This is a genomic window from Embleya hyalina, assembly GCF_003967355.1.
GTDB classification, from domain to species: domain Bacteria; phylum Actinomycetota; class Actinomycetes; order Streptomycetales; family Streptomycetaceae; genus Embleya; species Embleya hyalina.
This window is the reverse complement of the sequence record NZ_BIFH01000034.1, coordinates 145,982-166,906: the sequence shown is the minus strand read 5'-3', so window position 1 is coordinate 166,906 and position 20,925 is coordinate 145,982. Positions and strand designations below refer to the sequence as shown.

29 protein-coding genes are annotated in these 20,925 nt (G+C 73.2%); all 29 read right to left on the bottom strand.

Going from position 1 to position 20,925, the window contains the following annotated elements; translation table 11 throughout:
* Window positions 1–232: 232 nt before the first annotated feature.
* Window positions 233–478 carry a hypothetical protein gene (locus tag EMA17_RS36790; RefSeq protein ID WP_246127135.1) on the bottom strand — a complete coding sequence of 82 codons (246 nt, stop codon included), beginning with the start codon at window positions 476–478 and terminating at the stop codon, window positions 233–235.
* Window positions 475–780 (bottom strand): hypothetical protein, encoded by a 306-nt coding sequence (locus EMA17_RS36785; RefSeq protein ID WP_126641535.1) that lies wholly within the window; start codon window positions 778–780, stop codon window positions 475–477. The genes EMA17_RS36790 and EMA17_RS36785 overlap by 4 nt, the downstream gene beginning before the upstream one ends.
* A 467-nt stretch (window positions 781–1,247) precedes the next feature.
* Window positions 1,248–1,724, bottom strand: coding sequence for a hypothetical protein (locus EMA17_RS36780; protein ID WP_126641534.1), 477 nt, complete (start codon window positions 1,722–1,724; stop codon window positions 1,248–1,250).
* The gene (locus EMA17_RS36775) at window positions 1,721–1,912 is read right to left on the bottom strand and encodes a hypothetical protein (RefSeq protein ID WP_126641533.1); all 192 of its coding nucleotides are present in this window, start codon (window positions 1,910–1,912) and stop codon (window positions 1,721–1,723) included. The genes EMA17_RS36780 and EMA17_RS36775 overlap by 4 nt, the downstream gene beginning before the upstream one ends.
* On the bottom strand, window positions 1,909–2,448 hold the full coding sequence (locus EMA17_RS36770) for a WDGH domain-containing protein (RefSeq protein ID WP_126641532.1): 540 nt from the start codon (window positions 2,446–2,448) through the stop codon (window positions 1,909–1,911). Before EMA17_RS36770 ends, EMA17_RS36775 begins: the two co-directional genes overlap by 4 nt.
* 97 nt (window positions 2,449–2,545) lie before the next feature.
* On the bottom strand, window positions 2,546–2,827 hold the full coding sequence (locus EMA17_RS36765; protein ID WP_126641531.1) for a hypothetical protein: 282 nt from the start codon (window positions 2,825–2,827) through the stop codon (window positions 2,546–2,548).
* A complete protein-coding gene (locus tag EMA17_RS36760) occupies window positions 2,824–3,876 on the bottom strand; it encodes a hypothetical protein (protein WP_126641530.1) in 1,053 nt (350 codons plus the stop codon). The genes EMA17_RS36765 and EMA17_RS36760 overlap by 4 nt, the downstream gene beginning before the upstream one ends.
* A gap of 103 nt (window positions 3,877–3,979) precedes the next feature.
* Window positions 3,980–4,783, bottom strand: coding sequence for a hypothetical protein (locus EMA17_RS36755; protein ID WP_126641529.1), 804 nt, complete (start codon window positions 4,781–4,783; stop codon window positions 3,980–3,982).
* 336 nt (window positions 4,784–5,119) lie between these two features.
* The gene (locus EMA17_RS36750) at window positions 5,120–5,476 is read right to left on the bottom strand and encodes a hypothetical protein (protein ID WP_126641528.1); all 357 of its coding nucleotides are present in this window, start codon (window positions 5,474–5,476) and stop codon (window positions 5,120–5,122) included.
* A 207-nt stretch (window positions 5,477–5,683) separates the two neighbouring features.
* On the bottom strand, window positions 5,684–5,911 hold the full coding sequence (locus EMA17_RS36745) for a hypothetical protein (RefSeq protein WP_126641527.1): 228 nt from the start codon (window positions 5,909–5,911) through the stop codon (window positions 5,684–5,686).
* A gap of 99 nt (window positions 5,912–6,010) precedes the next feature.
* Window positions 6,011–6,484, bottom strand: coding sequence for a Pycsar system effector family protein (locus tag EMA17_RS36740; RefSeq protein WP_126641526.1), 474 nt, complete (start codon window positions 6,482–6,484; stop codon window positions 6,011–6,013).
* Window positions 6,481–6,975, bottom strand: coding sequence for a hypothetical protein (locus EMA17_RS36735; protein ID WP_126641525.1), 495 nt, complete (start codon window positions 6,973–6,975; stop codon window positions 6,481–6,483). Before EMA17_RS36735 ends, EMA17_RS36740 begins: the two co-directional genes overlap by 4 nt.
* 138 nt (window positions 6,976–7,113) lie before the next feature.
* A complete protein-coding gene (locus EMA17_RS36730; RefSeq protein ID WP_126641524.1) occupies window positions 7,114–7,578 on the bottom strand; it encodes a hypothetical protein in 465 nt (154 codons plus the stop codon).
* Entirely contained in the window at window positions 7,575–7,928 is a 354-nt protein-coding gene (locus EMA17_RS36725; protein WP_126641523.1) for a hypothetical protein, read from the bottom strand. The genes EMA17_RS36730 and EMA17_RS36725 overlap by 4 nt, the downstream gene beginning before the upstream one ends.
* Before the next feature lie 87 nt (window positions 7,929–8,015).
* Entirely contained in the window at window positions 8,016–8,924 is a 909-nt protein-coding gene (locus EMA17_RS36720; protein WP_246127134.1) for a RapZ C-terminal domain-containing protein, read from the bottom strand.
* A 183-nt stretch (window positions 8,925–9,107) separates the two neighbouring features.
* The gene (locus EMA17_RS36715) at window positions 9,108–9,359 is read right to left on the bottom strand and encodes a hypothetical protein (protein ID WP_126641522.1); all 252 of its coding nucleotides are present in this window, start codon (window positions 9,357–9,359) and stop codon (window positions 9,108–9,110) included.
* Window positions 9,360–9,391: 32 nt separating this feature from the next.
* Window positions 9,392–10,084 (bottom strand): GGDEF domain-containing protein, encoded by a 693-nt coding sequence (locus EMA17_RS36710; RefSeq protein ID WP_126641521.1) that lies wholly within the window; start codon window positions 10,082–10,084, stop codon window positions 9,392–9,394.
* A gap of 113 nt (window positions 10,085–10,197) precedes the next feature.
* The gene (locus tag EMA17_RS52160) at window positions 10,198–10,353 is read right to left on the bottom strand and encodes a hypothetical protein (RefSeq protein ID WP_160161700.1); all 156 of its coding nucleotides are present in this window, start codon (window positions 10,351–10,353) and stop codon (window positions 10,198–10,200) included.
* Between the two features lie 143 nt (window positions 10,354–10,496).
* Window positions 10,497–10,697 carry a hypothetical protein gene (locus EMA17_RS36705; protein ID WP_126641520.1) on the bottom strand — a complete coding sequence of 67 codons (201 nt, stop codon included), beginning with the start codon at window positions 10,695–10,697 and terminating at the stop codon, window positions 10,497–10,499.
* A 223-nt stretch (window positions 10,698–10,920) separates the two neighbouring features.
* The gene (locus EMA17_RS36700) at window positions 10,921–11,178 is read right to left on the bottom strand and encodes a hypothetical protein (protein WP_126641519.1); all 258 of its coding nucleotides are present in this window, start codon (window positions 11,176–11,178) and stop codon (window positions 10,921–10,923) included.
* 120 nt (window positions 11,179–11,298) lie between these two features.
* Entirely contained in the window at window positions 11,299–11,643 is a 345-nt protein-coding gene (locus tag EMA17_RS36695; protein WP_126641518.1) for a hypothetical protein, read from the bottom strand.
* 122 nt (window positions 11,644–11,765) lie between these two features.
* Window positions 11,766–13,280, bottom strand: a complete 1,515-nt coding sequence (locus tag EMA17_RS36690; protein ID WP_126641517.1) for a transfer protein — start codon at window positions 13,278–13,280, stop codon at window positions 11,766–11,768.
* Window positions 13,277–14,089, bottom strand: a complete 813-nt coding sequence (locus EMA17_RS36685) for a hypothetical protein (protein ID WP_126641516.1) — start codon at window positions 14,087–14,089, stop codon at window positions 13,277–13,279. Before EMA17_RS36685 ends, EMA17_RS36690 begins: the two co-directional genes overlap by 4 nt.
* A 39-nt stretch (window positions 14,090–14,128) precedes the next feature.
* A complete protein-coding gene (locus EMA17_RS36680; RefSeq protein ID WP_126641515.1) occupies window positions 14,129–14,548 on the bottom strand; it encodes a hypothetical protein in 420 nt (139 codons plus the stop codon).
* Window positions 14,549–14,551: 3 nt separating this feature from the next.
* Window positions 14,552–17,173 (bottom strand): hypothetical protein, encoded by a 2,622-nt coding sequence (locus EMA17_RS36675; RefSeq protein ID WP_126641514.1) that lies wholly within the window; start codon window positions 17,171–17,173, stop codon window positions 14,552–14,554.
* Between the two features lie 134 nt (window positions 17,174–17,307).
* Window positions 17,308–17,517 carry a hypothetical protein gene (locus tag EMA17_RS36670; RefSeq protein WP_126641513.1) on the bottom strand — a complete coding sequence of 70 codons (210 nt, stop codon included), beginning with the start codon at window positions 17,515–17,517 and terminating at the stop codon, window positions 17,308–17,310.
* The gene (locus tag EMA17_RS36665) at window positions 17,514–17,978 is read right to left on the bottom strand and encodes a TraA-like protein (protein ID WP_126641512.1); all 465 of its coding nucleotides are present in this window, start codon (window positions 17,976–17,978) and stop codon (window positions 17,514–17,516) included. The genes EMA17_RS36670 and EMA17_RS36665 overlap by 4 nt, the downstream gene beginning before the upstream one ends.
* Before the next feature lie 153 nt (window positions 17,979–18,131).
* Entirely contained in the window at window positions 18,132–20,198 is a 2,067-nt protein-coding gene (locus EMA17_RS36660) for a coiled-coil domain-containing protein (RefSeq protein ID WP_126641511.1), read from the bottom strand.
* 106 nt (window positions 20,199–20,304) lie between these two features.
* The gene (locus EMA17_RS36655; protein WP_126641510.1) at window positions 20,305–20,742 is read right to left on the bottom strand and encodes an NUDIX domain-containing protein; all 438 of its coding nucleotides are present in this window, start codon (window positions 20,740–20,742) and stop codon (window positions 20,305–20,307) included.
* Window positions 20,743–20,925: the final 183 nt, after the last annotated feature.

The following is a 20,925-nucleotide window of genomic DNA, read 5'->3' as shown; positions in this document are numbered from 1 at the left end:
CGGCCAGCGTCCGTGTGTCCGGTCGATGTCCGGACACACGGACGCTGGCCGACACCTCGCGGGGGGGCGCGGTTCGGCGCCCTCCGGTGCCGACGCATTCGCCGCTGACACGCGTCGGCCACCTGTGTCCGGGGCCACCCACCGGCCGAAGGAAGCGGGTCCACTCGGAGTTGTGTCCGGACACGTCAACCGCCGTCCGACGCCTGCCGTGTCCGGTCGATGTCCGGACCGGTCAGGGCGGGCCCTGGAGTCGGACAACGGTGACCACCAGGACGCCGTCGGACACCAGGTACAGCGTCACGCATCCGCCGACCAGTGCCTCGCGGGTGTCCTTGTCGCGTACGGCGTAGGAGCCGCAGCCGTAGGGGTCGTCGGCGAGTCGGTCGATGTCGCGGTCGAACAGGGATCTGCGGGTGGCGGGCAGGGCTTCGCGGCTGGTCCGGGCGATGTCCCCGTACTGCACCCGGTAGCGACTCACCTCTCGGAGGCCTCGTAGTCGAGTTCCTCTGCGGTGAGTTCCCGCGCTGCGGTGGTGTCTCCGGCGCGGATGCGGGCGATCAGTTCGTCGTCCTCGTCGCGGGCGGCCTGGGGGAGGCCCCAGCGGGCGGCGATCAGCGCGACACGGTCGAGCGGCGCTTGGTCGATCTCGCGGTCGAAGGCGGCGCGGGCCTCGTCGTCGGCGAGGCCCGCGCGGATCTCCCCGATCGTGCCGGGCAGTTCGACGCGTTCACCGCGGACGTGGGTGACGAGGACGTGCTCGCCCTTGCCGTGCTCGGCCATCGTCGTACTCCCTCGGGTCGGAAGGCTTGTCCACCAGTGTGCGCCCGCAACCCCGGCGCCCGACAGGGCGCGCGGGGTGGCGGGCGGGCGGTTCAGTGGTGGGTGAGCCACAGCCTCTCTATCCAGGACCAGGCGGTGACGCCGGCTCGGAAGGCGACGCCGCGGGCGGCGTGCCCGGCCAGGTCGCGACTCACGCGGACGGCCGTTCGCCGATCGTGGCCGGTGCGGTCGGGAGGAGGTGCGGGTATCGGTTGCCGCTGATCGTTCACGGGAGATGCCTCACTTCGTCGGTGTGGGTGAGCGGGGGTGACGATCCAGGGATGCGCGACTTGTGTCCCTCCCTGAAGGACCAGGTCGTTTCGGATGTCGTGGCCGCGATTCGTCGTCGAGTGCCGCAAACAAAAAAGGGCCCTCGCGCGCAATACGCGTGCGAGGGCCCTGGGGCGTGGGGTGGTCTATCGGGGTCCTCACGTGGTCCCGGATCGGGGATCACCGCGTGCGGGCGGGGCGGGAGTCGTTCGTGCCGGCCGACGGGCAACCGCGGTCGGCGCTGCGGCGGTCGTGGTCGTGGGTCGGGGGATGCGGCGTTCGGCACAGAGCGGGTGGCGTGGTCGTCCGAGTCGTGGGGATCGTGTGCGGGTGTGGACTCGGCACAGGTCGCAGGGCATCTCGATCGGAGCGACCATCCAGTGTTCGGGCAGAGGGTCGCAGCGGTGGGCGTGCCATTGGGCGGCCAGCGCTGCGGCCTCGTCCGGGCGTCGGGTGGTGAGGGAGCGGCGGGCGCCGCAGTCGTTGCAGAACCAGCTCACGTGTCCGTTGTCGAGGCGGTCCTTGGGGGTGGTGATCCGCATCGATCCGCGTTCGTAGGTGGTGGGCGTGGTGAACGCGGGTTCGGCGGACGGGTCGAGGAGTGGGGTGGTTGCGGTGCTCGTCGCCGGGCTCATGACCGGTCGGGGGTCGCGGTGGCGGCCCGGATGCGGGCGGCGATGGTGTGCAGGGTGAGGTATTCGTCGCTGCCGACGGGCGCGAGGTCGGCCTCGGCGGTGAGTTCGTCGGCGAGTTCGCGGAGCCGGGCGAGGGCGGTGGCGGTCGGGTCGTCGACGGTGGACCGTGCGGTGTACGTGTTCGTCATCGGGCGGCGCCGAGGGCGGTGAGGGTGCCGGTGGCGGTCAGGAACCCGGCGGGGGTGGACCAGCGGTTCGGGGCGTACTCGGGGGTGAGGGCGTGGATGCGGTCGGGGTCGTCGGTGCTGGTGATCCACAGGTCGCCGCGTCCGTCGCGCCAGACGGTGCGGGCGCCGACGACGGGGCGGGGCGCGGTGTCGCGCGCGGCCCGCAGTTTCTGCAGGCGGGTGTACTTCTCGTCGGTTGCGCAACCGTCCCATTGCGCCAGGGGGTGGTCGGCGCGGACTCGGCGGACGTGTGGGAACAGGTCCAGGTGTGCCCGGTTCACGTGCCAGGTCATGGGGCCTGTGGCTCCGTGGACGTGGACGATCGCGTATTCGGGGAGGTCGGGGGCGTGTTCGACGAGGACGGCGGGCCAGCGGGCGGCGAGGTCGGCGACGACCTGGGCGCGTTCGCGGTAGACCGGTTCGATGATCGTCTCGATCGCCTCGGTGTCGGGGTGGGTGTGGGGGAGGGGTGGACGGCGGGTGATGGTGGCGTTCACGATGGTCGCTCCTTCTCCGCGTCGTTCGGGGCGCGGTGGATGGGCCCGGGGCGGTCGCGCTCGTTTGGTCGCGGCGTGCGGCCGCCCCGGGGCGGATTCAGGTGGCCAGGTCGATCGGTGTCGTGCCCCGCAGTTCGGCGAGGCGGGTGTGCAGGGCCCGGGCGTGCGTTCGGACCCCGTCGCGGGCTGCGGTGGCGGCGGCGAGTTCGTCGAGGGTGGCGAGCGCCTGGTCGATGTCGGCGGTGGTGAGCCGGCCGCGCCCGGAGGCGAGGGTGTACAGGACGGTGACGCCGGGTCCGCGCGAGTGCATCGCGGCCTCGTTCGCGAGCAGTGCCAGGCTGGTGCGGTCGCCCAGGTCGGTGTCGCCGGCGCGGATCATCGACCGGTTTCCGTGTCGGCGAGGGTGTGGCGCCAGGTGTCGCGGATCTCGTCCGGGTCGGGCCCGTACTCGCCCCGTAGGGGTTTGATCAGGCCGATGTGGTGGGTTCCGCGGGTAACGATCAGCGGCTGCCCGGGGGCGTGGCCCCAGATCATCAGCGGCGCGTCGTGCCCGTCGCGGGTGAACCTCGCGAGCCGGTCCGCGTACAGCACCGTCTCGTGGTCGAGGGCGGGGCCGGCTGCGAGGGCTTGGGCCACCAGCGGGCGCCAGTTCGGGTAGTCGCCGATGTAGCGATGCCGCACGGTGTATTGCTGCGCGCCGAGGTGGACGACGAGGGCGGACACGCCGTCGTCGTCGGCCGGGACGTGTTCCAGGTACGCGTCGTCGGTGTGGGCGAGGGTGGTCAGGGCGTGGACGGCTCGGCGGGGAACGTGTACGTCCCAGGTGCCGATGCCGGGGGCGTCGATCAGGGTCACGGCCAGGGTGTACAGGCCCGAGGCGACGACGTGGAGGCGGTCCCTGCGGGCCTGCAAGCGGATGCCGCGCGTGACTTCCAGGGTCTGGTCGTCGCCGCAGTGCGGGCGGACCTCGCGCAGGGCACCGACGAAGTTCTCGGCGAACACGGGCTTCGTCGCCGCCTCCCGCCCGGCCTGTTCGGCCGTGCCGCCGGCCACGCGCGCGTCGCGGTAGGTGATCGGCTTGCCCAACTCGGCGGCGAGGTCGATCTCTCGGCGGGTGGATTCGCCGATGTATCCGCCGGGGCAGATCACGACGACCCACCCGGCCATGCGGATCTTGGCGCGGTGGAGTTCGTCCAGGCGCTGTTTCATGCGGGCCGCGCTGGCGGGGTCGGTGGACAAGGGTGTGGGTTTGCGCATGTCGACGGCGGGGGCGAGGACGATGTGGCCGAGCGCGGTGAGCCGTGCGTTCTCGCGGGCCATCTCCCGCGTGAAGCGCATGGATCCGCACAGCACGACGATCGACGGTTCGGCCGGCGGCTCGGCTTTGACGGTTGGGAGCGGTGGCGGGGGAGCCAGGGTGGTGGTCACGTGGTGATTCCCGTCTGAGAGGGATGCGTCGGCCGGGCCCGGCCGCGCTCGAAACCCCCGGTACCGGGCGGTGGTCGGTTCCGGGGGCAAGGGGTGCGGCCGGTCAGCGGGCGGCGGGTGTGTGGTTCGCGGTGGGGTCGAGTGTCGGGTCGGGGTTTTCGGCGTGGGCGGTGCACGGGTTGTCGGTGCGGGCGCCGTAGCAGCCGGGGGTGCAGGAGCGGCTGCAGGAGCCGGTGCGCATGTCCCGGGCCCAGGTGCCGTATCGGGTGTTCTCGTGGCGCAACTGGATGACGGCGAGGCGGAGTTGCGGTGTCGTCATCGCGTCGACCGGGGTGGGCAGGCTGGCCCCGTATTCCTGCCAGATTCCCCAGACGGTGTTCACGGACAGGGTGATCTCGTCGCCGGAGGGGTCGTAGCGGCCGGTGGCGCGGTTCGGGGTCTCCAGAACGTACGCGCCGCGGTCGGGGTCGAGGCGGGCCCGGGTGCCGACGCCGTCGCGGACGCTGCTGCGGAACGCGGTCAGCGCGGCATCGGGCGTGTGGTGGGTGACGGGTTCGCAGCCTGTCCAGGTGTCCGGGTCCGGGTCCGGCTCCGACGCCCAGTCGATCGTGAGGTGTTCGGGCCGGGTCGTTGCCGCCTGGAGGGAACGCAGGACCCAGGTGGCGGTCGGTGTCGGATACAGGTCGGAGATCTCGTCGGGGTCGAGGTGGGCCCGGATGCGCGGGTCCCAACGGCCGGTGCAGCCGCGGGCGCAGATCCACGCGGTGCGGGCGCCGTCGCAGGTGGGGGTGCAGCCGAGTTCCGGATCGAACGAGGTGCCGCCGAGGAGGTCGCGGATGCGGTTGAACCAGAGCGTGTGCTCTTCGCGGAGGCACCCGACCGCCAGGCGCAGTTCGTGCGTGGTCATCGCCGACACGAGCATGGGCCGGGTCCGTCCGTGGGGGGGTCGTGCGGCCGTGGACGGTGTCGACGGAGAGCGTGACGCCGTATCCGGTGTCGCACTCCTCCCCGGTGCGGGTCCGGGTCCGCAGGACGTAGACCCCCCGCGCGGGGTCCAGGACCATGCCGGCGCGGCGGTCGTCTCCGGCGGCGGCGCGGTACGCCGCGTGTCGGGTGGGGTGGGTCTCGGGTGTGGGGCCGTGGGGGCCGATCACGCTCCAGGTGGGTTCCTGGGTGCGTGTGCGGCTGCTCGATGTCGTCATGGGATTCCCTGGGGATGTGGAAGGGGTTCGGGCGGCCCGGGTCACCGGGCGGGGGCGTGCTCGCGTGACCGGGACGGCCGGTGGGTGCGGGTTTCGGGGCCGGCGCCGATGTCGTGCGCGGACACCCACGCGCCCGAGCAGCTGATGGCGGCGAGGTTGTTCGCGGCGGTGTGGGCGAGGCGGGTCAGGCCCGACCGCACGGTGGGGTGGACCCGTACGGCGGCCAGGGTGGTGATGACCTCGGTGCTCGCGGCGCGGGTGAGCCGGCTGCGGCCGGGCAGCGCGCGCAGGATCGCGCATCCCGGGGTGTGGGCGGCGACGTCGACGGCTGCGGCGGTGAGGTGTTCGAGTTCGCGCAGGGTGATCCACTGGTGTCCTGCGACGGTGACGATCTGCATGAGCGTGTCCTGTCGGTGGGGGGCGAGCGGGTGAGATCCCTGGCCCGGGGTGTGTTTCGTGCGGTCCGACCGGCCCGCCTTGCGGGGCCGGGCCGGTCGGGTCGGTCGGGTGCGCTGGGCGGATGCCGTGGACGTCTCGGGATCCCGGGTGCCGTCCGTCGATGCGGTGATCGCGTGATCGACGTGGTGGGGCCGCCCGAGGCGAGGTCACTGCCAGACGTTGCCGACGAGCGTCTTGTTGCCGCGGTGCAGCGCCCACAGGCGGCCCGTCCGGCGCTCGGTGGAGGCGCGCGGTGCGCCCCAGGCCTTGACGAGGCGGGTGGCTTCGCGCATGGCCGACGCATCGTTGCGGTCGTCGAACTCCCGGCTGTCGGCGACGAGTTCGATGCCCGCCGCGGTGTCGGCGGCGATGTAGTCGAGGCGGTAGCTGTTCACGTGGTGGGGTCCCGTCTGCGGGGGAGGCCCGGCCGGGTTCGGCCGTGCTCGAAACCCCCGGACCGCCCAGGCGGTTCCGGGGGCAACGGGCCCGGCCGGCTACGGGATCGACGCCGCGATCAGCGCGATCACCGGCGTGGCCGCGAGCACGAGCAGCGCGGCGCGGATCAGCGCGTGTTTGCGCGCGGTGATCCGGCCGAGGCGTTCGTACTCGACGGCGAGTTCGCGCAGCGACTCGCGGTCGGCAACCCGCCGCAGCGTGGTGTCCACGTCGACGGCCGGACGCAACCACCCACCCGTACGCGGCACCAGGACCAGGACCAGGAGCACGCCGGCCAGGGCCAGGCCGGCTCCCACTCCTCGGGCTGGGCCGATCGGCATCCTCGACAGGGACGGCGCGAACACGCCGACCACGGCCAACAGGAGGCCGGCCTTGGTGTCGCTGGCACGATGACCCGCCACGAGATCGGCGTTCCGTCGGTGCAGCGCGCCCACCAGGCCCGCGTCGTCGAGACCCGACCCGGGACCATCGCCCGAGCCTGCCCGGGGCGTGACGTCGTCGACGGCGGTCACCGCACAACCCCAACGATCTCGCCCTCGTTCGCCCGGCGATACCCCACCAGGACACCCTTGGGAACGACGCCACGATCCGGACAGGCGACCTTGTTCGCCGCCGCCCACACCCGAGCCCGGCGACCCTCCTCCCGCCGCTGCGCCGGATCGGGGTCGGGCACGGCCGGGCAGGCGTTGGTCGACGCGGTGGGCACGGTGGGGGTGCCGGCCTTGGCGGCGCGCAGGTCGCGCTGCGCCTGGGCGAGGAGGAGTTCGGCGTCGATCACGCGGCGTTGTGCGGCGTGGACGGCGTCCTGGCGTTCGCGCCGTTCGGCGAGGCCGGTCAGGGCTTTGCTCGCGCGTTCGGCCAGGGTTCGGACAGCGGGGGTGCGGTGGGCCGCGCCCCATGCGAGGAGGGCGTCCACGTCGAGGGTGTGGTGGGTGTCGGTGGTGGGTGTGTGCGTGTCGGGGGTGGTAGGGCCGGTGGTGGGTTCGGGCACGGTCTCGATCACGACGGTCCTCTCGTCGGGTTGGTGGTGTCGGGGGCTCGTGCGCCCACGACCCGGACCGCGCCGACACCGCGAGGGTGGTGGGCGCGGTCGGGATCGTGGTGGCAGGAACGCGCGGGTGCGGCCGTGGTGGTCGGCGGGTCAGGTATGGAGGGTGCGGCAGGTCCGGTCGGTGTGGTCGCGGGCGTCGTAGGCGAGCGCGAGGGCGTGGTCGACGTCCTCGTGGCCGTGGATCGCGGTGGATCGGTAGGTGCTGCCGCAGGTGCAACGGACCATGAGGGTGGCCAGGGGGCCGCGGTCGTCGTCGGTGGACCAGGCCCAGATGTCGTCACCCAGGTGGGTTGCCGCGCCCGCCGGTCGCGGGGTGCCGTCGTCGCGGATGGTCTCGGGGTAGCCGGTCCAGGAGTCGGGGTCGGCGAGGGCGGCGATGCCGGGCGCCCAGTACGTAGCGTCCGAGGCGGCGCATTCGGCGGCGGCGCGGGCCTGTTCGGCGCGCTGGTGGGTGATCCGGGCGTCGACTTCGGCGGCGCGTTCGCGGCCGGCGCGGTACAGCAGCCGGGCCGGGCAGTCCTCCGGCGGCGTGATGGTGGTGTCGGTGGCGGTCATGATTCGCTCCTCGGGTCGGCGGTGCTGGTGGCCAGGTCGTGGTGGTGGGGCCAGGCCGCGAGGGCGTAGCAGATCTCCAGGTCCTCCAGGTCCAGGCGGCCCGGCACCGGGCGCCAGGGGTGGATGTCGAGGTCGGCGAACCGGAACCAGCCGGCCCTGTCGGCGGGGCGGCAGACGGTGGTCAGCCGGATGCGGGCGGGCGTGAAGTCGGCCGTTGGGACGAACTCTTCGGATTCGCGCAGGTGCCAGATCTGTCCGGGTGCGGCCAGGTCGCCGAACCCTGGGATCTCTTCGCCGTGTTCGGGTGTGGGCTCGTCGTCGTTCGCCGGTGGGCGGGGGTTGTCGGGCACGTCGCCTCCTGGGGTCGAGGGGTTCGGGGTGCTCGTGCGCCCCGCGACCCCGGCCGGGTTCGCCGGTCGGGATCGCGATCGCACGAACTACGCGTCCTCCTCGTCCTCCTCGTCGCACTCCTCGCACGGCGCGATCAGGTGTGAGCCGTGGCAGCCGGGTGTGCAGGCGATCTCGTCGCCGAAGGTGTCCTCGACCTCGCCCCACTTGATCGTGTGGGCGGCGATCTCCTCGCGGGCGAGTGTCAGCGCCCAACGCAGCTCATGCGGGCTCAGTTCCTCGACGGGGACCGGATCGACGCCGGCACCGAGCAGCGCCCGAAGGTCGAACGTCCTGCCTGTGGTGTGCGGTTGTGCGGAGCCGACCGCGGTGCCCGGCTCGGGGAGGGGGTCGGCCAGGCCGTCCGCGTGGTGGGTGCCGGACAGGACGTCGAGGTGCACGTCGCGGTGGACCAGCTCGACGGTGATCCCCGCGGCGGTGATGTGGTCCGCGATTTTTCGGGCCGCACCGACCGCACGGTGCCTGCCTCCGACACATCCCGCCGCGACGGTGATCGGGCCGCCGATCGCCGCGTGCAGGTTCACGGCGGCGGTGGCGACGGCGGCGGTGAGTTCCTCGACGCCGGGGGTGGCCAGGACGTGCCGGTAGACGTCCTCGTCCAGGCCGGTACGTTCGCGCATCTCGGGGTCGTGGTGGGGGTTGCGGAACGCCCTTCGAAGGTCGCAGACGATCTCGGCGGCGGGCGGCGGCGCGGGGTGGCCGTAGCCGAACGACACGATCCGGATCCCCGGGCTCGGCGCGGGTTCGCCTTCGAGGTGGGCGAACATCGCGTCCAGGTCCTCGAAGAACGTGCCCTCGCCCCGTGCGATCTGCTCGGTGGCCTCGCGTTCGCCGGCCATCCACTCGGGGGAGCGGGTGAGGTCGTCGTACCGGGCGGCGGTGTCGGATGCGGGTTCGGCGACGGTGTGTGCCGGTCGGTGGTGGACGGGTTCCGGCATGCGAGATCACTCCCGTGGCGGGGTCGGATGGTGGTGGGGTCGGGTGGTCGTGCGCCCGCCGCCCGGGCCGGACCCGGTACGGGGCCGGCCGGGACGGTGAACACGCGCGTGCCGTTGGGTGGGGCCGGGCCGCTGCCGGACCACGCCGACAGGCGCGCGGCGGGCGGCGGGCGGCGGGGAATGTCAGGCCGTGTATCCGAGTTCGGCCGGATCGGCGCCCTGTTCGAGCGCGTCAGCCTGGGCGCGGTAGTGGGCCGCGTTGGCCCGGTGGGTGGTGATCGCACGGCGGGCGAAGTCCCGTTCGGCGGGGCGGGCGGCCGGGTCGGCGGCGGTGGTTCGGGCGTCGTCGCGGGCGTCGTCGCAGCGGTCGGCCTCGACACGCAGGAAGGTGATCTCGGCGGTACGCTGCGCGGCGGTCCAGGTGATGTCGGGCACGGAACGTCTCTCCTGTGGGTGAGTCGGGGTGGTCATGCCGCGTGGGCGGCGGCCAGGTGCGTGCCCGGGCGGCCGGGGCGGCGGCCGTTGACGGTGGCCGTCGCGGCGTCGTCCCGGGTGCCCAGGTACGGGAACGCGGCCTCGCCGGATTTGACGCGGTACATCGCCACGTCCGCGGCGCGCAGCAGCGCGGTCCACGGCCGGCCGGGCAGGTCGGCGGTGTGGGCGGCGCCGACGGACACCGAACACGGCACCCCCGGGCCCAGGCCCTCGTACGCGACGGGTTCGTTCAATCGGCTGCGCAGGTCGACGAGTTCGCGGTCGACGTCGGCACGCGGGAGGCGGACGAACGCGCCGAACTCGTCCCCGCCCAGACGCGCCGCGAGGCCTCGCCGCGCCGAGCACCAGCGGTGCAGGCGCCTGGCGACGACGACCAGGACCCGGTCGCCCGCGGCGTGCCCGAACACGTCGTTGACCTGCTTGAAAGCATCGACGTCCAGGAGCAGGACCAGGACGTCGTCGGCACGATGTCCGGCGGGGAGGAGCTTCTCGCCGTGGTCGGTGAGGGCCTGGCGGCGTCGCAGGCCGGTGAGTTCGTCGCGTCCGGCAACCTCGAGGCGGCGCCGCAGGCGGACGTCGTCGGCGACCGCGAGGGCGAGCGGCACGACGGCGGCGGTGAGCAACAGGGTACGAGAGAGCTGTCGTTGCGGGGTGGGGGTGGGCATGATGGTGGCGATCCCGTCTCGTCGTGGGGCGGATCACGGAGGCGCACCCGGCTGTCGAGGCATGGGGTGCGCCTCCTCGGCGTTCGATGGATGGATCCGGTCACGGGGTGGCGTCAGGGGTAGACGACGCCGGTGTTGTCGCAGGCATCACAGCCCTCGCCGGCGCAGCGGCACGGGGTGATGCCGATCTCCTCGTCCTCGTCGTCGAGGGGTCCGAGGGGTTCGGGCGGCGGCGGGATGCGGTCGTCGGCCCAGGGCTCGTGGGACACAGGGATCTTCTTCCTTGTCGTCGTCGTGGGTTGGGGTCGTTCGTGTGCTCGCCGTCCCGGGCCTGCGGCACCGGCCGCTGCTCCTCGGTGGAGTGCGGCGCCCGAGGCAGGTTCGATCCCGGTCGCTATGCGGCCGGGACGGGTCAGTGGATGTCGAAGACCAGCTCGGTGCTGCGCGTCACCCTGACGGTGGTCTCGCAGATGCCGCACTTGTACGTGAGGTAGTCGGCGCCGTCGTCGATCCTGGTCATGTCGCCGTCGCAGCAGAGGGGGACGTCGGCCAGGTCGAACTCGTCGCCGATGGTGAATTCGAAGCCGTAGCTCGTCGTGGGAGTGGCGTACATGTTTCTCCGTTTCGGGTTCGGTCGGGCGAGCGGCGGGGGTGCCGGCCGTCCTCCACGGCCCCGGGGGTGCGGGTTCCGGGGCCGTGGGCGGCGGTCGAACGTGCCGGGGCCACCGCCTCCCGGGGGTGGTGGCCGCGTCGGTGGGATCGGGTGAGGTCGGCCCCGAGGGCGGGCTCGCGGTCCGGGCCTGGTGGCTCGGTGCCGGGAACCGCCGACGGTGCGGTCAGTCGATGTAGCCGAGCGTTCGGGGGCTGTCGCCGCGTCGGAGGCCGGCGGTCAGACGCTCGTATTCGGCGAGGTTCGCCTCGTAGTGGGGCACGGCTTCGCGGCCCTGTGCGCGGATGTCTTCGGTCCTGCCGTCGGCGGCCTGCCGTCGGGCGGCGTCGAGGTGGCGTCGGCTCGCGGCGGCCGAGGCCTGCAGGCCGTCGATCTCGGCGGCGATCCGGTCGGGAGTCCAGACGCGGTTGACGCTTCGAGGCATGAGGTATCCCCGTTCGGGTTCGGTGGTGGGGGGCGGGTGAACCGGCACGGTCCGCGACAGGGACTGTGGTGGCGGTCGTTCTCCACGCCCCCGGGGTCCGGGGGCATGGGGATCGGCCGGTCAGGAGAGGGCGGCCGTCACGGCGTCGACGACGGCGTGGGCGAGGTGGTCGGTCAGGTCGGACAGCGTCGCGGCGAACGAGGTGCCGGAGAGCATCGCTCCGGCGGCGATCGCGAGCAGGACCAGCAGGACCGTGCCGCGTCGGTAGGCGAGGTAGAGCGCGGTGGCGACGGCGAGGACACCGGTGGTGATCGACACGGCGCTGCCGCCGGTTCCGGCGACTGACGACTTCGTGGTGTCGGCTGCGTACGCGGCGGCGGGTGTGAGGGCCAGGACGAGGGCGCCGGTGGCGACGACGGCCCCGCGTGCCAGGCGGGTTCGGCGGGTTCGGTTGTTTGCGGGCATGCCGGATCACTCCCGTTGTGGGGATGGGTTGGTCGGGGTCTGTTCGGGTGGGTCGTGCGCCCGCGGCGCCGGTCGCCGCGCCCGGTGTGGGGCGGCGGCCGGACCGTGGGGGCAGGGCCGGGTCAGTCGGCGAGGGTGTAGATGCCGCGTTCGGGGTTGGTGGCGTGGCCTTTGCGGGTGAGCGTGGTGAGGTTGGTGGCGATGCTGCCGGGGGTGACTTCGTCGCCTCCGTCGGTGTTGACGGCGGCGACGATGTCCGCGCGGCTGAGTGGCCCGTTCTCCAGGGCGCGCAGGATGCGCGCGGCGATGGTGGGTTTGACGGTGGGTGGCGGCGCGGTGGTGGGTGCGGCTTTGGGGATGCGCAGGCCGTTCGTCTTCTGCTTCTTCTTGCGGGTCGTGCCGCGCTCGTCGACCTCACCGTCGTCGCCGTCGTCGCCGGTGTCCTCGCCGGTGAGTTGGGCGATGAGGTGGGCGGGAATCTCCTCTTCGTGGCGGGTGGTGTAGGCCTCCCCGGCCGCTTCCCACGACGTTTCCTCGAGGCGGCGGGGTTCGCCGGGTCCGTACAGCTCGAGGATCAACGGGTCGAGGCCGTCGACGGGTGTGAGGCTGCCGACGCGGAAGTGGCGCATGACGGCGGTGGGTCGTTCGCTGTTGAGGAGGTAGGCGGTGCCCGCGGTGGAGGTGGGTGCGGTGGTGTCGTCGTCGGGGTCGAACCGGCTGCGCAGGCGCGGGGGTCCGGTGAGTTTGGGGATGACGGCGAGTTGTGCTCCGGCGGGGAGGAGGCCGTCGGAGACGAGGGAGGCCATCATGCTGCTGGACCAGCGCAGCAGGGTGACTTCGCCTTCCTTGAGCATGGCGCGGAGGGTGTCGGAGCCGCCGAGTTCGTCGACGTGTCCGGCCTGGGCGGCCGCGTCCTCGCCGACGCCGACGGAGCGGCCCGTCCTGCCGATTTCTTTGAAGAGGAAGGCGGCCAGGTCGCGGTAGGGGGCGCCCTTCTCGAGCAGCCTGTTCGCCTCGTCGATGTGGACGACGAGCAGGGGGTCGGGGTCGTCGATGGCGAAGTAGGAGCGGCCCATGGCCGCGTAGCGGCGGGTGCGTTCCTCGATGACGGCGACCGCCGCCAGGAGCATGAGGATGGCGCCTTCCTGGCTGGTGGTGTGCCAGTCGACGTTGTCCTTCGCCTCGGGGACGGATTGGCCGCCCTTGAGATCGGCGAGCCAGGACACGATCCCGGAGCGTTTCTCGGCGGCCAGGCGCAGTTGCAGGGAACGTGACTTGCCGGCGCCGGTGGTGCCGAACATGACGGATCGTTGGGCGCCGGACCCGGGTTCGTACAGGCGGATGCGGGCGGGTCGGCCGTCGTGGTGGCGGCCGACGGTGATGTAGCCGCGGTCGTCCATGACGAGGTCCTCGCCGACGGCGTGCGGCATGTCGGCCAATGGCGGGTTCTTGTAGACGGTGATCAGGGCGCGGTTGAGGCCGTCGGTCTCGACGGCCAGGCAGGCGGGGTCGAGGACGCCCAGGGCGGTGCACAGGCGCCGCAGGTCGTAGCTGATGACCCCGCCTGCGGGGACCTCGACGTGGACTTCGACGACGTCGACGTCGGTGTCGACGCCGGGGATGGGGGTGAGGGTCACGACGCGATCTCTCCCGTGTGTTTGGTGGAGCCGTAGCGGATGTGGGTGATGACCGAGCCGGGCATGGCCTTGGACGCGACCTGGCGTTCCCACCGGGCCTGGATGTCGTCGTCCTGCTCGCGGCGGCGGGTGCCGACGGTGAGATGTTTGCGGCCGGCGCCGCAGCCGGGGACCGGGCCGACGGTGATCAGGTCGAGCGGGATGTCGGTGAGCGCGGAGAGCTTCGCGAGCGGGATGTCGGGGACGGGCACGCCGCGCACGTCCGCGACGATCTCGGCCGCGAAGTCGCAGGGTCCGTCGACCTCGGGGTATTCGAGGTGGGTGCCCGGCGCCGCGCCGCCGTCGCAGGCGACGGCCGCGGCCCACCAGGCGACGAGACGCTCGGCGGGGGTGGCGGCGAGTTCGAGGGCGACGCAGGCCTGTTCGGCCTTGGTGGATGCGGTGGTGGGCGGGTCGATGTCGGCCAGGGCGTGGGCGACCAGGGACGGGCGGACCCACCAGGTCGCGCTGGCCCAGATCGCGGCGAACAGGGCCTCGCCCCAGTGGGTTCCGGGGATCAGCCGGAACGTCCCGGCCTCGATCAGCAGGAGCGTGGCGGGCGTCATGTACAGGACGGTGATCTCGGCGGGGACGCTCTCGCGCCAGGGGCGCAGGGTCAGCGCCCCCAGCGCCGCGACGCCGAGGGCTGCGGGCGCCCCGTAGAGGGCGGCCTGGGCGTCGAGGGTGGAGGCGGTGAGGATGGCGGCGCCGGCCAGGGTGCCGGCCCGGCCCGCCGTGTCGCGGGCCCGGGCGAACGCGTGCTTGAACACGGCGGGGGCTCTCTTCCTTGCTGTCGTCGGTCGGTCGGGTCAGCGGTTGGCGTAGAAGGACCGGTCGGCCATGGGCACGGGCATGGCCTTGACGGCCTCGTCGACGGGGCCGTAGTCGGCGCTGTGCTCGTCGGCGGTCCGGGCGAACAGGACCGCCATGTCCTGGGCTTTGGAGGCGAGGTGGTCGGCCTGGCCGTGGGCGGCGCGCATGACGGCGGCGGCGTCGCGGTGGTCGGCCAGGGTGGAGGTGTCCACGTTGAGGGCGGCGGCGGTCTCGGCGAGTTGGTACACGCTCGACGCCGCGTCGTCGATGCCGGCGAAGGTGGTCGTGATCGCCTCGGACAGCAGGCGCATTCCGGCGGCGGCGTCTTCGAGTTGGCGCACGACGTCGTCGTGGTGGGCGCCGTCGCCGGTGGGGGCGACGACCGCGGCGGTGACGGGAACGAGTTCGGACGACATGGGCTATCCCTTGTGGTAGACGGCTTCGGCGGGGGCGCGGTGTCCGAGGTCGCGGGCGCGGTCGGCCGGATTGCGGTGACGGGCGGAGGCGTTGGCGGCCGCGGTGGCGATCGCCTCGGACGCGCGGGGCAGCGCGGCGACCAGGTCGTCGGCGGCGGACTTCAGCGACTCGGCCTGCTCCAGCAGGCGAACGACGTTGCCGCTCAGGGATCCGGGGATCTTCAACTGGGCGACGTTGGCCTTGAGCTGGTCCAGGCGGTCCTGCAGCGCGGCCGCCCACGCGGCGACCTTGCGGGCTTCGTCGACGCGGTCGAGGATCTCGCTCGCGGTGTCGCGGTCGGCGTCGATCAGGTCGTAGATGGTCAGGTCCGTGTCGGCGCCCGCAGGGGCGAGGGCGGCACGGCGGTGTGCGGGTGCGGGCATGCGGGTTCCCTTCGTGACCGGCCCGGCGGTGATCGCCGCCCGGACGGGCCGTGGAGGCGGGGGAGGGGTGGGGTCCGGCTCGCGTTCCAGCCGGTAGTCGTAGTAGTGCCGCAGGCGCAGCAGCGGCGGCACCACCGGCCGAACCCGCCGCGCACGGACGGGAAACCCACCGGCCACGGCGGACTCGGGAGCGGTGGGGTCGATCGAGGTCGAGCCGGTGGGAGCCGACTGTGTCGGGCTCTTCGACTGTTCCGCTCCGTTGCGCAGGGTGTCGCGCTGGAGGTTCTCGCGCCGCTCGTACGAATACTCGGGCACCGGTGTGCCGGGTGGCTGTTCGACCCGTGAGGGCTTGGGGGGTTCGGTGGTCTTCGCCTTCACGGGCTGCCGCCTCGGCGGACGCTGCGTCCTCGGCGGCACCAGCCCCGGATCCACACGCGGCGGCGGTGGCGGCGTGGTTCGGGGCGACGTGTTCCCGGAGATTGTGTACTTCGGGGTGTGTGCCTGGGCCGCCTCGTACTTGGTCGACCGGTCGAAGACCCGATTCCTCGCCGTGTTCGGCGTACTCTTCCGGGCGTTTCCCGTCGTCGTGTCCTCGGCATCGCCGGCGACGACCACGATCACGACCGGCGGACGGGCGCGCAGGGCCCGTCCGCGGGCCTTGATCCGCGCCCACCGGGACAACCCGCGCGGCGCGCCGTCGCGGTCCGCCATCCGGGCTGTGCGGGCGGCTTTCCACACGGTCGGAATCGGCCGCGTGCGCAACCAGGTTCGGCCCCGCGCACAACGCCACCTGCGCGACCCCTTCGGGGGATTGGAGGCTCCTTCGCCTTCGGGGACGCCCAGCCGCCTGCGGTACCTGCTCTCCGGTGCCAGGCCGCCGGTCCGACCCCTGTGTCGCCTGGCCGCGCGTTCCCGGCGCGCGTCCGCCGCCTTCCTCGCGCGGGGCGATCCCTTGGGGGCGTTGCGCCCGCGCTCGTCGGACCCGTCGCGGGAGCGGGCACCGGACCCGGGGGCGGACGACCGAGGCGAGACCCTCCTCTTCGAACCCTCGGCCCCCTTGCGTCCTTCGGTGCCCGCCCGGTCCGCATCGGAGCGATCCCGGCGCCGCGTGGCGGCGCCGGCGACCCGGGTCTTCCGCGACGGGGGCTTCGGTCGGGCACGGCCCCGGCGGCGTCCGCCGCCCCGATTCCCGGGGCCGGCCGAATCCGACTTGCCAGCCCCGCCGTTCGCGGCGTCCTTGCCCGACGCGGCCTTGCCGGAGGAGGACTTGAGGGCCTTGGCCCCACGGGCCAGGCCGCCGAGGGCGGCACGCGGACCGGATCCGCGGCCACCCGACGAGCCGCCGGTACCACCCGACTTCCCCGGTCCCGGGCCGGACCTGCCACCGCCGCCACCGGCGGCCTTGGGAGCAGAGGCTTGACCACCACCACCGGACCGGGAGTTGGGGGTACGCCCCGACCCGGACCGGGACGAGCCGGCCGACTTCGACCCCGCGCCGGACGATCCGCCGCGCTTCCTCGGGCTCTTGCCCCCGGCCCCCGACGCGCCCGCGGTACCCCGCCCCGCAAACCCGCTTCCCGAACCCGGGACACCCGATCGCGGGGACGACGCACCACTGCCCGCGCCCGACGACCGCCGCACCGAACCACCACCACCGACGCCGGTACCGGTGCCGCGTTCGAACTTGGACGCCAACGACGCCAGCGCCTTCCGCTTCGACTTGGCGCCCTGCTCGCCGTTCTTCGCGTTGGTCTTGTCGGTCTTGGCCTCGCGGCGTTCGCTGTGCTTGGCCTGGAGCCAGCCGGCGAGGTGGTGGGTGCCGCGCAGCGCGGCGACCGAGACCCCGGCCACCGAGACCATCGACATCGCCGCCAGATCGCGTCCCGGCGCGTCCGCCGTCTCCGGATGGCCGGCAGGTTCGGTGGCCTCGCCGACCGGGGCATCGGCCGGCCTTGCGGGGGTGGACAAGGGCGTGGGCAACACGGCGGGCGGGCGCATCAACCGGCCCCGGCCACGCGGCGTCGGCCACACCCGACCCGCCGGTTCGGAGCCTTCGGCGGCCGGGGGATCGGCGGGTTCGGACGGCGCGTTCGGGGGTGCGTCGATCGACGGGCGAAACCCGACCCTCGGGAACTCGACGACATTGTTGGGAACACCGCCGGGCGTGCCGGAAGGGCCGTTGCCGCCGTCGGAGTCGCTCATTTCACCCTCCTCTCGGAGTTGACGGACAGTGACCGAACGTGGGAGCCTCGCGCGCGCACGACGCACGCGCAGGTTGGACCCCGGGAAAGCAGAGCCGGGGCGTGGGGATTGACGTTGTCGTTGACGTTCGCCCGTCACGCCTCGTGTTCGCGACACCAGGCGTCGAGGGTCTGCGCGAGCGAGTACCAGGCCTGTTTGTCGCCGCGTCTCTCGGCCTTCACGGCGGCGGATTTCGCACGGTCGACCATCACGTCCGCGAGCTCGCGATCACTCGTCGCAGCCTTCTGCCGACCGTTCCAATGCCTGGCCCTGCGCAGCCGCATCTCCTCGTCCGACCGGCTCACCTCGACCCCCGGAACAGATCGAACGCGGGCACCTCGGCATCCGGGGAAACGAGTTCCTCCCGCCCCGGACGCGCCTGCGGAACCGCCTGCCGCGCCCGCCGTTCGGCGTGCAACTCCTTCGCCGCCGCCCGCTGCGCCGCCTTCGCCTGGCGCTTGCGCGGCAGTTCGACGTACACCCGCTGATAGGTGGCGTCCAGCTGCCTCGCGAGCGCCACGACCGCCTGGGTGTGGCGCTCCATTCGGCGCAGGATCCGGGCCACCTGCCAGGCATGGAGCCGGGCCTGCGCCGGGTTGTCCTCGGGCATCGGGTCGGCGACCAAGTCGCCGAAGACCTCGTCGCCGAGGTTGCGGAACTCGGCTTTGTGGTCGCGGAAAATCGCGCGGATCTGCTCGGTGTAGACCCGCATCGCCTCCGGGTTCAGCAGCTGATCGGAGGTCCAGTAGGGCTGTTCGTCAGCCATGTCGAGGGTCCTTTTCTCGATGCACGCGGGCAAACCGGCACACGGCAGGCGCGGGTGCGGTGTGGGAACGGGTGTCGTCGGCGTCCATGCCGGTCGTCTCGGGCGCGGGGGCGTCCGGAACGACCGGCAAAGCAGTCGACCACCGGTGGTGGTTCAGGCGGCCGGGTCGATACCCGCCTCGGCCAGTCGGGTTCGTGCGTCCTCGACGGCGGCCTTGGCCCGGTCGTAGCGGACGCCGAGGAGGGCGGGCGCTTCCCGCAGCGGCAGGCGGCCCTTCTCCCGGACCAGGAGATCGACGGCCGCGCTCACGAGTTCCTCGTGGGTGCGCTCCCCGGTCTCCGCCGTGCGCTTCCCGGTTCCGTTCACGGGAGTCGTGGAAGCGCGCTTCCCGACCGCTTCCCGACGACCCGCCGGTGTCGCTTCCCGGCCTGCTCCCCGCCGCCGCGCCGGGCCCGCTTCCGCGCCGCTTCTCGTGGCGGTTCCACGGCCGCTTCCCGAGGTGCTTTCGGCGGCGCTTCCCGGGCGCTTCCCGCGCGGGTCGAACGGCGTTTCGCCGCCCGTGGTGAGCGGAGCGCCGCCGCGTGCGGGAAGCGGGTCGGCGGCGGGTGTGGGAAGCGGCTTCGACACGTGCCCGGGAAGCGGTGTCGCGGCACCTTCGGGAAGCGCGCCGGGAAGCGCGCTCGCGACGGCGGTGTGCACGCCGTCGGCGACCTCCCGAGTCGCCTGCGCAAGCAGGTCCGCAATCCGCCTGCGGTAGACGGTGGCCGCTTCCGCCAACCCGATCAGCAGCAGCGGCGGCACCGAGTGCAGCACGATGCCCGCCGGGTCCGGATGCGTCGGCACCCCGAACCCGCCGTCCGGCCACACGCTCTGCCACACGTTCATCACCCACGTCGCCAACCCGGCGAACAACCGCAGGAACGTCGCCGCCCCGGAAGCGCGGTCGGTGGCACCGTGTCGGATCAGCGTGCCGTCGGTGACCAGGATCGCGACCAGCGCGATCGACGCCACCGGGTCCAACAGCCACGCGATCACCGACGGGGTGCCGTGATCGATGGCGAACAACGTCACGTTCGTGCACGTGAACGCCAGCGCCCCGAGCCCCACCGCGACCAGCGCGACGGACAGCGTCGTGTCCAGGCGCCGCAGCGCCTTGACCCGGTCCATCCGGGCGCCGATGCCCTCCAACACCCGATCACGGGCGGTCTCGGCGTCGGCGCGGGCCCGCCGCGCCGCCTCACGATCGGCAGCTGCGGCGCGTTCGGCGTCGGTCGACCTGCCGACGGATTCGGCGCGTTCGCGTTCGGCCTGCGCGTTCGCGGACCGCAGTGCCTGCTCGACCCGGCGGGCCGCCTCACGCTCGGCGTGCTCGCGCACCTTCGCCAACGCCTCGGCCTGGCGCTCGGCGCGTTCCGCGTGCTCGCGCCGCGACTCCTCGGCCCGCGCCCACGCCTCCCGCGCGTCCTCCAGGGTCCGGGCTGCGGCCGTCTCCGCCTCGTCCCGTACCCGCGCCGCGTACGCCGCGGCATCGTCACGCATGCTCCGCGCCGCCGCCGTACCGTCCTCCAGCGTGCGATCCACCACCAGTCGCGCGTCCGCCAACTGCCGGTCGACGAGCACACGGGCCCGCGTCGCCGCATCCCGCATCTCCCGCACCTCGCGCTCGGCTTCGTCGCCGATGCGTTGCGCGGCGCGCAGGGCCCGCTCGTGGCGGTTCTCGGCATCGGCAGCGCGGATGCGGGCGTCGGCGATCAGGCGTTCGGCCTCGGCTCCGGCGGCGGTCAGCACTTGGCGGGCCTGGGCCTGGGCGCTCTCGCGGACACGGGTCGCCTCGGCGGTCGCGGCGGCCAGGATCTCGCCAGCCTGCTCTCGCGCTGCGCCGACCTCGGCCGCCGTCTCGCGCGTGGTCCGATCCGCCTCGGCCAGCGCCACGTCGGCCAGGTGGCGTGCCTCGGTCATGGTGGTCTCGGCGTTCTGCTCGGCCTCGGCGAGCAGCCGATCGGCGCGGTAGCCAGCCAGGTCGACCAGGTCGGCCGCGCGGTCGCGGGCGTTCGCCAACAGGGCGAGCGGATCCGGGCCAGCCGCCACCTCGGCCGGACGGCCCGCCGGTGCCCCGGCCGTGCCGGCCGTGGCGGGTCGATCCGGCGGCCGGGCGTCGGCGGGGTGCATGCGCGAACGAGGCACGGCGGTGGGCTTCTTCGTGTCGCGACGGGCAACCATGCGCCGTCCTCCCTCTTTAAAAGGGGAGAGTGGCCACCCGCTTCGGGTGGCCACTCTCCTGGTTGTTCACATCGGCTGGCTGCGGCCGTCTGCGGGAAGCCGATCGTCAGGCGTGGGCGGCCGAACGCGGCCCGCTCAAGGCGTCGTCCAGAATGTGGCGGTGGTCGAACGCCAACTCCTGCGGCAGGCGGTCGAACCGGACCCACTGCACTGCTGCCGCGTCGTCCCCGGCCCGGGCGGTGGTGTCGGCGGGGACGGTGACGGTGTAGGCGGCCGAGACGTACCGGCCGCGCGGGTCGCGCTCGGGGTCGTCGTAGACACCGACCAGGACCAGGTCCTCCACGTCGACGCGAACGCCGGTCTCCTCCCACAACTCCCGCGCGGCCGCCGACAGGCTCGTCTCGCCGGGATCCACCCACCCACCCGGCAACGCGAGCCGTCCCTCATGGGGCGGCCAGCCCCGCGTGATCAGCAGGACGTGGCCGTCGCGGATGCACACCACGTCGGCGGTGTAGGTGATGCGCTCGGTCGTGTCGTCGGTCATCGCGTTCCTCCCTGGTCGGAACCGCGCGGCGGCCCCGGGACGAGATCGAAATCGGTTGGAGGAGCCGGTCGTTCCGCAGGCGGCCCGGCGGGCTTGCGTGTTCCGACTCTCCATACCGCTGCGACCCCGGCATGGTGGGGTCGCAGCGGTATGGGCAGCCGTCGGCCGGGGGCCGATGGGGGT